Origin of the sequence: Streptomyces cellostaticus, assembly GCF_001513965.1 — a bacterium.
Lineage (GTDB): Bacteria > Actinomycetota > Actinomycetes > Streptomycetales > Streptomycetaceae > Streptomyces > Streptomyces cellostaticus.
The window spans coordinates 385,833-397,815 of sequence record NZ_KQ948016.1 but is presented as its reverse complement, the minus strand read 5'-3'; the positions used below and the strand labels follow the sequence as shown (position 1 = coordinate 397,815).

9 protein-coding genes are annotated in these 11,983 nt (G+C 70.9%); 7 read left to right on the top strand and 2 right to left on the bottom strand.

Annotation, left to right across the window (positions count from 1 at the left end):
• Positions 1-54: 54 nt before the first annotated feature.
• Complete coding sequence (locus AQI88_RS05395) at positions 55-1,194, top strand: DivIVA domain-containing protein (RefSeq protein ID WP_159050297.1); 1,140 nt, start codon at positions 55-57, stop codon at positions 1,192-1,194.
• Positions 1,195-1,360: 166 nt separating this feature from the next.
• Here the strand turns inward: AQI88_RS05395 and ileS are convergent, their stop codons facing one another.
• Positions 1,361-4,504, bottom strand: coding sequence for an isoleucine--tRNA ligase (gene ileS, locus AQI88_RS05390; RefSeq protein ID WP_066992663.1), 3,144 nt, complete (start codon positions 4,502-4,504; stop codon positions 1,361-1,363).
• Between the two features lie 606 nt (positions 4,505-5,110).
• Between ileS and AQI88_RS05385 the strand changes: the two genes are divergently transcribed.
• From AQI88_RS05385 to AQI88_RS05365, 5 genes are all read left to right on the top strand, one after another.
• On the top strand, positions 5,111-6,310 hold the full coding sequence (locus AQI88_RS05385; RefSeq protein WP_066992660.1) for a TraR/DksA family transcriptional regulator: 1,200 nt from the start codon (positions 5,111-5,113) through the stop codon (positions 6,308-6,310).
• Positions 6,311-6,377: 67 nt separating this feature from the next.
• A complete protein-coding gene (lspA, locus tag AQI88_RS05380; protein WP_066992657.1) occupies positions 6,378-7,013 on the top strand; it encodes a signal peptidase II in 636 nt (211 codons plus the stop codon).
• Positions 7,014-7,073: 60 nt separating this feature from the next.
• Positions 7,074-8,018, top strand: coding sequence for an RluA family pseudouridine synthase (locus tag AQI88_RS05375; RefSeq protein WP_066992655.1), 945 nt, complete (start codon positions 7,074-7,076; stop codon positions 8,016-8,018).
• The gene (locus AQI88_RS05370) at positions 8,015-8,482 is read left to right on the top strand and encodes a GNAT family N-acetyltransferase (protein ID WP_066992652.1); all 468 of its coding nucleotides are present in this window, start codon (positions 8,015-8,017) and stop codon (positions 8,480-8,482) included. Before AQI88_RS05375 ends, AQI88_RS05370 begins: the two co-directional genes overlap by 4 nt.
• 47 nt (positions 8,483-8,529) lie before the next feature.
• A complete protein-coding gene (locus AQI88_RS05365; RefSeq protein WP_066992649.1) occupies positions 8,530-10,116 on the top strand; it encodes a Na+/H+ antiporter in 1,587 nt (528 codons plus the stop codon).
• Between the two features lie 83 nt (positions 10,117-10,199).
• Here AQI88_RS05365 and AQI88_RS05360 read toward each other — a convergent pair whose 3' ends face one another.
• Positions 10,200-11,300, bottom strand: a complete 1,101-nt coding sequence (locus tag AQI88_RS05360; protein ID WP_066992646.1) for a mechanosensitive ion channel family protein — start codon at positions 11,298-11,300, stop codon at positions 10,200-10,202.
• 107 nt (positions 11,301-11,407) lie between these two features.
• On the opposite strand from AQI88_RS05360, the gene AQI88_RS05355 reads away from it, so the two are divergent.
• A complete protein-coding gene (locus AQI88_RS05355) occupies positions 11,408-11,977 on the top strand; it encodes a dienelactone hydrolase family protein (protein WP_066992643.1) in 570 nt (189 codons plus the stop codon).
• Positions 11,978-11,983: the final 6 nt, after the last annotated feature.

Sequence of the window (11,983 nt, the reverse complement as noted above, 5' to 3'; positions counted from 1 at the left end):
GAGGGTGGACGATACGGTCTTGCCGACTGCCGATGACTACGTTGAGGTGAAGAGATGCCGTTGACCCCCGAGGACGTGCGGAACAAGCAGTTCACGACCGTCCGCCTCCGAGAAGGCTATGACGAGGACGAGGTCGATGCCTTCCTCGATGAGGTCGAAGCCGAACTGACCCGTCTGCTTCGCGAGAACGAGGACCTGCGCGCCAAGCTGGCCGCGGCCACGCGCGCTGCTGCCCAGAACCAGCAGAACATGCGCAAGCCTCCGGAGCAGGACCAGCAGCAGGGCATTCCCCAGCAGGGGATGCGAGGTCCCGGCGCGCCGGTGCCCGCCGGAATATCGGGCCCGCCGCAGCAGCAGATGGGTGGCCCCATGGGTGGCCCGCCCCAGCTGCCGAGCGGTGCCCCGCAGCTGCCCGCCGGTCCCGGCGGTGGTCAGGGTGGTCCGCAGGGTCCCGGCCCGATGGGCCAGGGTCCGATGGGTCAGGGCCCCATGGGTCAGGGCCCGATGGGCGGTCAGCCCCCCATGCAGCAGCAGATGGGCGGTCCGATGGGCGGCCCCATGGGCGGTCCGATGGGCGGCCCCGGTCAGGGCCCTGGTGGCGACAGCGCCGCCCGAGTCCTCTCGCTGGCCCAGCAGACCGCCGACCAGGCGATCGCCGAGGCCCGCTCCGAGGCCAACAAGATCGTCGGCGAGGCCCGCAGCCGCGCCGAGGGTCTGGAGCGTGACGCCCGTGCCAAGGCGGACGCGCTGGAGCGGGACGCGCAGGAGAAGCACCGCGTCGCCATGGGCTCCCTGGAGTCCGCGCGCGCCACGCTGGAGCGCAAGGTCGAGGACCTGCGCGGCTTCGAGCGCGAGTACCGCACGCGTCTGAAGTCGTACCTGGAGTCGCAGCTGCGCCAGCTGGAGACCCAGGCCGACGACTCGCTGGCCCCGCCGCGGACCCCGGCCACCGCCTCGCTCCCGCCGTCCCCGGCGCCCTCCATGGCCCCGGCCGGTGCGAGCACCCCGTCCTATGGTGGCAACCAGACGATGGGTGGGTCCCCTGCGCCGTCCGCCCCCTCCTACGGCGGCCAGCAGCAGATGACCCCGGCGATGACCCAGCCCATGGCCCCGGTCCGTCCGCAGGGTCCGTCCCCGATGGGCCAGGCGCCCTCGCCGATGCGCGGGTTCCTGATCGACGAGGACGACAACTGACGGGCCGCGGACACTAGTACGACAACGGCGTCGGCAGCGTTCAGGGCGGGGCCCCGGATTTCGATCCGGGGCCCCGCCCTTTTTACGCGCGTTGAGGTGGGCTCGGGCAAAGAAACGGCGGCTGCCCTCCGGTGTGAACCGGTGGACAGCCGCCGCGGTGCGGGGGCTACGCCTTGCGCAGCCGGAACGTCAGCGACAGCCCCTCGTCGGTGAAGGCATCGCCGTAGGTGTCGTCGGCCTCACCCTGGCCGAAGTCGGTCGACAAGACCTCCTCGGCGATCAGCTCGGCGTGCTCGGCCAGGGCCGCGACGACCGCCGGATCCGTGGAGCTCCAGCGCAGCGCGATCCGGTCGGCGACGTCCAGGCCGCTGTTCTTGCGGGCCTCCTGGATCAGCCGGATCGCGTCCCGGGCCAGGCCCGCCTGCCGCAGCTCCTCGGTGATCTCCAGGTCCAGCGCGACCGTGGCACCGGAGTCCGAGGCCACCGACCAGCCCTCGCGCGGGGTCTCGGTGATGATCACCTCGTCCGGGGCGAGGGCGACCGTCTCGCCGTCGACCTCCACGGACGCCGTGCCCTCGCGCAGGGCGAGGGACAGCGCGGCCGCGTCGGCGTTCGCGATGGCCTTGGCCACGTCCTGCACCCGCTTGCCGAACCGCTTGCCCAGGGCACGGAAGTTGGCCTTGGCGGTGGTGTCCACCAGGGAGCCGCCGACTTCGGCCAGGGATGCCAGCGAGGAGACGTTCAGCTCCTCGGTGATCTGGACGTGCAGCTCGGGGTCCAGGGCATCGAAGCCGGTGGCGGCGATGAGGGCCCGGGACAGCGGCTGACGCGTCTTGACGCCCGACTCCGCGCGCGTGGCGCGGCCGAGCTCCACCAGGCGGCGCACCAGGACCATCTGCCGGGACAGCTCCGGGTCGATCGCGGACAGGTCCGCCTCGGGCCAGGAGGCCAGGTGGACCGACTCCGGGGCGCCCGGGGACACCGGCACGACCAGGTCCTGCCACACCCGCTCGGTGATGAACGGGGTGATCGGGGCCATCAGCTTCGTGACCGTCTCCAGCACCTCGTGCAGCGTGCGCAGCGCGGCCTTGTCGCCCTGCCAGAAGCGGCGGCGCGAGCGACGGACGTACCAGTTCGACAGGTCGTCGACGAACGCGGACAGCAGCTTGCCGGCGCGCTGGGTGTCGTAGGCCTCCAGCGCCTGGGTCACCTGGTCGGTGAGCGCGTGCAGTTCGGACAGCAGCCAGCGGTCCAGCAGCGGGCGGTCGGCCGGGGCCGGGTCCGCCGCGCTGGGTGCCCAGTCCGACGTACGGGCGTACAGCGCCTGGAAGGCGACCGTGTTCCAGTACGTCAGCAGCGTCTTGCGGACGACCTCCTGGATGGTGCCGTGGCCCACCCGGCGGGCCGCCCACGGGGAACCGCCGGCCGCCATGAACCAGCGCACCGCGTCCGCGCCGTGCCGGTCCATGAGCGGGATCGGGTCCAGGGTGTTGCCCAGGTGCTTGGACATCTTGCGGCCGTCCTCGGCGAGGATGTGGCCGAGGCACACGACGTTCTCGTACGACGACTTGTCGAAGACGAGCGTGCCGACGGCCATGAGGGTGTAGAACCACCCTCGCGTCTGGTCGATCGCCTCGGAGATGAACTGCGCCGGGTACCGGCTCTCGAACAGCTCCTTGTTCTTGTGCGGGTAGCCCCACTGCGCGAACGGCATCGAACCCGAGTCGTACCAGGCGTCGATGACCTCCGGCACGCGCGTGGCCGTTTTCCCGCAGCCGTCGTGACGGCAGGCGAAGGTGACCTCGTCGATGTACGGGCGGTGCGGGTCGAGGCCCGACTGGTCGGTGCCGGTCAGCTCGGTCAGCTCCGCGCGGGAGCCGGCACAGGTGAGGTGGTCGTCCTCGCAGCGCCAGATCGGCAGCGGGGTGCCCCAGTAGCGGTTGCGGGACAGCGCCCAGTCGATGTTGTTGTTCAGCCAGTCGCCGAAGCGGCCGTGCTTGACCGTCTCCGGGAACCAGTTGGTCTTCTCGTTCTCCTGGATCAGGCGGTCCTTGATCGCCGTGGTGCGGATGTACCAGGAGGGCTGCGCGTAGTAGAGCAGCGCGGTGTGGCAGCGCCAGCAGTGCGGGTAGCTGTGCTCGTACGGGATGTGCTTGAAGAGCAGGCCGCGCTGCTGGAGGTCCTCGGTGAGCTTTTCGTCCGCCTTCTTGAAGAAGACGCCACCGACCAGCGGGACGTTCTCCTCGAAGGTGCCGTCCGGGCGGACCGGGTTCACCACCGGCAGACCGTAGGACCGGCAGACCCTGAGGTCGTCCTCACCGAAGGCGGGGGACTGGTGGACCAGACCCGTGCCGTCCTCGGTGGTGACGTACTCGGCGTTCACCACGTAGTGGGCCGGCTCCGGGAACTCCACGAGCTCGAACGGACGTTGATACGTCCAGCGCTCCATCTCGGCGCCCGTGAAGGTCTGGCCGGTGGTCTCCCAGCCCTCGCCGAGCGCCTTGCCGACGAGCGGCTCGGCGACGACGAGCTTGTCCTCGCCGTCGGTCGCGACGACGTAGGTGACCTCCGGGTGCGCGGCGACCGCCGTGTTCGACACCAGGGTCCAGGGGGTCGTCGTCCACACCAGGAGCGCGGCCTGGCCGGCCAGCGGACCGGAGGTGAGCGGGAAACGGACGTACACGGACGGGTCGACGACCGTCTCGTAGCCCTGCGCCAGCTCGTGGTCGGACAGGCCGGTGCCGCAACGCGGGCACCAGGGAGCGACACGGTGGTCCTGGACCAGCAGGTCCTTGGTGAAGATCTCCTTGAGCGACCACCAGACCGACTCCACGTACTCGGGGTCCATGGTCCGGTAGGCGTCGTCCAGGTCGACCCAGTAGCCCATGCGGGTCGTCAGCTCGGCGAAGGCGTCGGTGTGCCGGGTCACCGACTCGCGGCACTTGGCGTTGAACTCGGCGATGCCGTACGCCTCGATGTCCTGCTTGCCGGAGAAGCCCAGCTCCTTCTCGACCGCCAGCTCCACCGGCAGGCCGTGGCAGTCCCAGCCGGCCTTGCGGGCCACGTGGTAGCCGCGCATGGTGCGGAAGCGGGGGAAGACGTCCTTGAAGACGCGCGCTTCGATGTGGTGGGCACCGGGCATGCCGTTCGCGGTGGGCGGGCCCTCGTAGAACACCCACTCCGGGCGGCCCTCGGACTGCTCCAGGCTCTTGGCGAAGACCTTCTGCTCGCGCCAGAAGTCGAGCACGGCGTGCTCGAGCGCGGGCAGGTCGACCTGGGCGGGCACCTGGCGGTATGTCGGCGCTGTCATCTGCGAACATCCTCCAACGGACTTGCTGCGTTCCGTCAGAGGGACGAGAGCCTTCGATCCTGTCTACGCCGTGTGCGGCGCGCTCCCGCGGTACCACCCTCTTTGGCCCTCCGCCGCGCCGTACGCGCCGGTGAGCCCCCTCATTGGGGTCGCGAAACCGGCTCTACTCGCCCCGGCCTTTCGGCTGTGGCTTTCTTCCGGCGGCTCCGGGGTGATCTTCACGTCGCGCTCACCCCCGGGCTCACACCGTCCCCGGGTCGCTCTGGGCTGCGTACGCCGCTACTCGTCCCCATCCACGCTTTTCGCTCCGCCCAGTGTACGGCTCCGCGCGGACACCGGCCGACCGCTTTTCTCCGGCGTGCGGGCGGCCCGCGGGGAAGGGGCTCGGGTGACTCGAATGGCGAGGGGGCGGGCGCTCGCTTCCGGGGGCGCGCAACCCGGCGGATTACCCGGCGGGGAGCTGGGCACAACGCATGCAGGTCTGCTGCGCGGGGGGTGCGGGGCGGGCGAATCGGGCGGCGTGCCCCGTTGCCGCGGGACTCAAGTCGATTTATCGTCCCAGCACGATTCGCGTGCAAGATCACAATATGTGAAGGGGCCGCGACCATGGTGGCGAAGAAGACCGCCGTACAGCAGCCGGCGACCGTCCGCACCAGGGGCGCGGCCGTCTCCGGCGCTGCGGCTGCTGCCTCCGGCGGCGAGACCAAGGGCGCCGGCGGCAAGAAGAACGCACGCGCTGCCGTGAAGAGGGTGACGGCCGTGAAGAAGGTGCTCCCGGGGGAGGCGGGCGGACGGAAGCGGGGTACTACGGCGGAGGCCGGGACGACGGCCGCAGTCAGGGAGACCGCGGCTGAGGAGGCCGAGAAGGCACCGGCTGAGAAGGCCGCAGCCAAGAAAGCAGCCGTCGGGAAGGCGACGGCCACGGAGGGCATGGCCACGAAAACCGTGGCCAGGAAGAAGGCGGTCGGCAAGGAGACGGCTGCGGCGAAGAAGGCGACCGCCAGGAAAGCAGCCGCCTCGAAGACGGCCGACCAGAAGGCTGCTGTGCACAAGAAGGCTGCCGTGAAGGGGACGGCCGCCGAGAAGCCGGCCAAGAAGGCGGGCGCAGAGACGGCGGCTGCGAAGAAGGCTGCGAAGAAGACGGTCGCGAAGAAAACGGTCGCGAAGAAGACGACCGCCAGGGAGACAGCCGTGAAGGCGACGGCGGGCGGGAAGAAGACCGGCGCGAAGACGACGGCCGCCGGGGACGTCTCCACAGGGGCGGCCGAGAAGAGCACGGCCAAGAAAGCGGGCGCGGCGCGGGCCGCGAAGCAGACGGGAGCCACGACAGTGGTTGCGAAAAAGACTCCTGGCACGGCCACGGCCGAACAGACCGCCGTTCCCAAGGCACGCATCGCCGCGGCGGAGCCCGGCGAGCTGGCGGTGCGCCCCGGTGAGGACCCCTGGACCCCGGAAGAGGTCGCCGAGGCCCGAGCGGATCTGACGGCCGAGGCGGTGCGGCTGAAGAACGAGATCAGCTCCTCCGAGGCGTCCCTCGTGGGCCTGATGCGGGACTCCGGGGACGGCGCCGGCGACGACCAGGCCGACACCGGAACCAAGAACATCACGCGCGAGCACGAGATGGCGCTGGCCGCCAACGCGCGCGAGATGCTGATCCAGACCGAGCGCGCCCTGGAACGGCTCGACGCGGGCACCTACGGCCTGTGCGAGAACTGCGGCAACCCCATCGGCAAGGCCCGCATGCAGGCGTTCCCGAGGGCCACCCTGTGCGTGGAGTGCAAGCAGAAGCAGGAACGTCGCTCCTGAGCACGAGGGTCCTCGGGGGCGTGCCGTAGTCTCGTCCTCAGCCAGGCACCTAGGTTGAGGGACTCACGTGGCAGAGGCGGAGCGCATCATCGGTACGCCGGACACCCCGGACGACAGCGGCGAGCGGACGGCGGCGGCCGGAGCGCCCGCCCGATCCGGCGCGTCCGACGTGTCCGGCGCGGGCGCGCAGGAGGCGACGGCGCAGCGGCGGACCGGGCGCGGGCGCCGGATCGCCGTGCTGTTCGCGGTGGCCGCGTTCGCCTACGCCCTCGACCTGATCAGCAAGCTGCTGGTGGTCGCGAAGCTGGAGCACCACGCACCGATCCAGGTGATCGGGGACCTGCTGGAACTGCATGCCATCCGCAACCCGGGCGCGGCCTTCGGCTTCGGCGCCGCCTTCACGATCATCTTCACGCTGATCGCGGCCGCCGTGATCGTGGTGATCATCCGGCTGGCCCGCAAGCTCTACAGCTTTCCCTGGGCGGTCGCCCTCGGCCTGCTGCTCGGCGGCGCGCTCGGCAACCTCACCGACCGGATCTTCCGGGCGCCCGGGATCTTCGAGGGCGAGGTCGTGGACTTCATCGCGCCCAAGGGCTTCGCGGTGTTCAACCTGGCCGACTCGGCGATCGTGTGCGGCGGCATCCTGATCGTGCTGCTGTCGTTCCGCGGCCTGGACCCGGACGGCACCGTCCACAAGGGCTGACGGCAGGACTTGTCCACAGGCTCGTTCGGTGCCGTCCGACCCGTCCGGCATACTCGACGGGTGAGCACGATTCCCGAGATCCGTACCCTGCCCGTGCCGGACGGCCTGGAGGGCGAGCGCGTCGACGCCGCCATCTCCCGCATGTTCGGCTTCTCCCGTACGAAGGCGGCCGAGCTGGCCGCAGCAGGCAAGGTGCAGGTCGACGGCACGGTGGTCGGCAAGTCAGAGCGGGTGCACGGCGGGGCCTGGCTCGAGGTCGAGATGCCGCAGGCGCCCGCGCCCGTGCAGGTGGTTGCCGAGCCGGTCGAGGGCATGGAGATCGTGCACGACGACGATGACGTGGTCGTCATCGTCAAGCCGGTCGGTGTGGCCGCGCACCCCTCGCCGGGCTGGTCCGGCCCGACCGTCATCGGCGGTCTCGCCGCCGCCGGGTACCGGATCTCCACCTCCGGTGCCGCCGAGCGCCAGGGCATCGTGCACCGCCTCGACGTCGGCACCTCGGGCCTGATGGTGGTCGCCAAGTCCGAGTACGCGTACACGTCGCTCAAGCGCCAGTTCAAGGAGCGCACGGTCGACAAGCGCTACCACACCCTCGTCCAGGGCCACCCGGACCCGACGAGCGGCACGATCGACGCCCCCATCGGCCGGCATCCCCAGCACGACTACAAGTGGGCGGTCACGGCCGAAGGCAAGCCCTCGGTGACCCACTACGACCTCATCGAGGCCTTCCGCGCCGCCTCCCTGCTGGATGTGAAGCTGGAGACCGGCCGCACCCACCAGATCCGCGTCCACATGGCCGCCCACCGCCACCCCTGCGTCGGCGATCTGACCTACGGCGCCGACCCGACCCTCGCCAAGCGGCTGCGCCTGACCCGTCAGTGGCTGCACGCCGTACGGCTCGGCTTCGAGCACCCCGGGGACGGGCAGTGGGTGGAGTTCGAGTGCGACTACCCGGAAGACCTCCAGCAGGCCCTCGACCAGGTGCGCGAGGAGACGTACGCGTGAACACGCCGTACACCGTCCGGACCGCCGAGGACCACGCCGGCCGTGAGGCCTGCTTCGCGGTGCGCAAGGAGGTCTTCGTCGTCGAACAGGGCGTCCCGCAGGACATCGAGTACGACGCGTACGACGCCGTCGCGGTGCATGTGCTGGCGGTCCGCGAGGACGGTGTGCCGCTCGGCACCGGGCGTCTGCTGCACGGCGAGGCGGCCGCGGCGAAGACCGGCCAGGACGCCTCCGTGGGCTCCCTGGGGCGGCTCGCCGTGACCCGTGCGGCGCGCGGGCTGGGCGTCGGCGTGGCCCTGGTGCGGGCCATCGAGGACGCGGCACGCGCGCGTGGCCTGGCGGCCGTGGACCTGCACGCGCAGACCCACGCCCTGGCTTTCTACGAACGGCTCGGGTACGAGGCGTACGGCCCGGAGTTCCCGGACGCCGGGATCCCGCACCGGGCGATGCGACGCGTCCTGTAGCAGGCTTGAGGTCTGCCATGTGATCGTCGACTCCCGGAGCGCCGGCCGTGGATCAGTTGGCTCTGTTGTTCGTGCTGCTGCTCGGGGCCCTGGTGAGCGTCCCGGTGGGAGACCGGTTCGGGCTGCCGGCACCGGTGCTGATGACGCTGTTCGGCGGGGTCCTGGCGGTGGCCGCCTTCGTGCCCGACGTGGACATCCCGCCCGAGCTGATCCTGCCCGCGCTGCTGCCGCCGTTGCTCTACGCCGCGGTTCGGCGGACGTCCTGGCGGCAGTTCACGGCGAACAAGCGGCCGATCTTCCTGCTGGCCGTCGCCCTGGTGTTCGTGACGACGCTGTGTGTGGCCGCCGTCGCCCACGCCATCGTGCCGGGGCTGTCGGTCGCTGCCGCCGTGGCGCTGGGCGCGCTGATCGCCCCGCCCGACCCGGTCGCCGCGACCGCCGTCGCCGGGCAGCTCGGACTGCCGCGCCGGCTGGTGTCGATCCTGGAGGGCGAGGGGCTCTTCAACGACGTCACGGCCATCGTGCTGTACCACGTGGCGATCGCCGCGGCCGTCAGCGGCGAGTTCTCGGCGTGGCACGCCGGCCTGGACCTGGTTCTGTCCGCCGTGGTCGCGCTCGTGGTCGGGCTGGCGCTCGGCTGGGGTGCGAACAAGCTGATGGACCTGCTCGGCGACCCCACCCTGCAGATCGGGATGACCCTGCTGGTGCCGTACGCCTCCTACGTGCTCGCGGAGGAGTTGCAGGGATCCGGGGTGCTCGCCGTGCTCACCACGGCCCTCTTCCTCGCCGAGTACGCCACCGACGCCGACGACGTGATGACCCGGCTGGCCGGACACACCTTCTGGGACATCATCGACACGCTCGTCACCGGTGTCGCCTTCGGGCTGATCGGCCTCGAACTGCACCACGCGATCAGGACGGCGTCCGGGCGCTGGGGCGAGCTGCTCGGCTGGGCGGCGGCCGTCGTGGGGGTCGTGGTCGTCGTCCGGCTGCTGTGGCTGATGCCCGCGACCTGGCTGACCAAGCGGCTGCACGCCCGGCGGGACTACGACGAGGACATCCCGATGAGCTGGCGGGAGACCGTCGTGATGTGGTGGTCCGGGATGCGCGGGGTGGCCTCGGTGGCGCTGGCGCTCGCGATCCCGCGCACGACCGCCGACGGCTCCCCCTTTCCCGACCGGAACGAGATGGTGTTCATCGCCTTCGGGGTGATCATCGCCACGCTGGTGCTGCAAGGGCTGACCCTGCCCTGGCTGGTGAAGCGGCTCGGGGTGCGGGCCGACTCCGAGCGGGAGAAGGAGTTCGAGAAGGAACTGGCCGTACGGGCGGCGAAGGCGGCGAAGCGCAGGCTGCGGGAGATCGAGGAGGTGGAGGAGTTGCCGGAGGAGCTGTCCGAGCAGATGCTGCGGCGGGCCTTCGACATCGGGATCCGGATCAGCCCGGACATGGGGGAGGAGGAGCGGCGGGAGGCACAGCATCAGCGGGCCAAGCGGCTGAAGCGGGTGCGGCGGATTCAGGGGGAGATGCTCAGCGCTGCGCGGCATGAGGTGTTGGCTGCCCGGAGCGAGCCTGGGGCGGATCCGGAGATCGTGGATCGGGTGCTCAGGCATCTCGATGTGCGCAGCCTGCGCTGACATTTTTCTCCCACCTGCGCACCGCCCGTTTCCAGTCGGCTGGGAAGTGGGCGTTTGCCGTGGGGGTGGTTCGCCGCCTGCGGCTATCGGACGGGGGGCGTGGCACCGTTCGGGGCCGGTGGCGCCTTTGACGTGTTGACCCGGGGGAGTGCGTGGGCGTGGTGCGCGGACAGCCAGGTGATCATCTGCTCGCGGACCGTGACCCGTACCGTCCAGATGTCGTCCGCGTCCTTCGCGGTCACCAGGGCGCGCACCTGGATGGTGTTCGGGGTCGTGTCCGTGACCTGCAGGCCGTAGGCACGGCCGTCCCAGGCCGGGCACCGGCGCAGGATGTCGCGGTGGCCGTCCCAGGCCGGGCACCGGCGCAGGATGTCGCGGAGCTTCTCGCGCATCGCCTCGACCGGCGCGCTGTGGTCGAGGTGCCAGGAGACGGTGCCCGTCATCTGCGGGGTGCCCCGTGACCAGTTCTCGAAGGGTTTGGAGGTGAAGTACGACACCGGCATCGTGATCCGACGCTCGTCCCAGGTCCGTACCGTCAGGAAGGTCAGGGTGATCTCCTCGACCGTGCCCCACTCGCCGTCCACCACCACCGTGTCGCCGATGCGTACCATGTCACCGAAGGCGATCTGCAGCCCCGCGAACAGGTTCGACAGGGTCGACTGGGCGGCGACACCGGCGACGATGCCGAGGATGCCGGCGGAGGCCAGCAGCGAGGCACCGGCCGCGCGCATCGCCGGGAAGGTCAGCAGCATCGAGGCGGCGGCCACGACGATGACGATCGCCGAGACCACCCGCATGATCAGCTCGACCTGCGTGCGGACCCGGCGTACCCGGGCGGCGTCCCGGTGGGCGCGTGCGTAGCGGCTGTAGGAGGTCTCGACGATCGCCGCGGCGATCCGGATCACCAGCCAGGCGGCGGACCCGATCAGTACCAGCGTCAGGGTCCGGCCCGCCCCGGCCTGATGCCGCTCCAGCAGTTTCGCCTGGTCGTAGGAGCCTCGGAGCAGGGCGGCGCACAGGACCAGCTGATAGGGGACGCGGCCGCGCCGCAGCAGGCCCCACAGAGGCGTGTCGGGATTGCGTTCGTCGGCCTTGCGCAGCAGCCGGTCGGTGGCCCAGCCGATGGCCAGCGTGAGCAGCACCGAGCTGCCGACCACGGTCAAGGGGCGGAGTACGTTCTCCATGCCTTCGCGCCTAACCCGGCTCGGGGGGTCGTGAACCTGTGGGTTCTCGGCCCGCACGGGTACCGCCGCGGTACGGCGTTGTCGTACCCGGCTGGCACCATGGCCTCATGAACATCATGCTCTTTCACTCGACCTACGGGCTCAGGCCCGCGGTGCACGACGCCGCGGACCGGCTGCGCATGGCCGGCCACGAGGTGTGGACGCCGGACCTCTTCGAGGGGCGCACGTTCGACACGGTCGAGGAGGGCATGGAGTTCAAGGAGCAGATCGGCAAGGAGGAGCTGCTGAAGCGGGCCGTGCTGGCCGCCGCCCCGTATTCCGAGCGAGGGCTCGTGTACGCGGGGTTCTCGCTTGGCGCGTCCATCGCGCAGACCCTGGCGCTGGGCGACGAAAAGGCCCGCGGCCTGCTGCTCCTGCACGGCACGTCGGACATCGCGCCGAACGCGTACGTGGAGGAGCTGCCGGTGCAGCTGCACGTGGCGGAGCCGGACCAGTTCGAGACGGACGACTGGCTGAGCGCCTGGTATCTGCAGATGGGCCGGGCGGGGGCGGACGTGGAGGTCTACCGGTACGCCGGTGCGGGCCACCTCTACACCGACCCCGCTCTGCCGGACTACGACGAGGAGGCCGCCGAGGCCACCTGGCGGGTGGCGCTCGGCTTCCTCGACAGTCTGTAGCGCGCG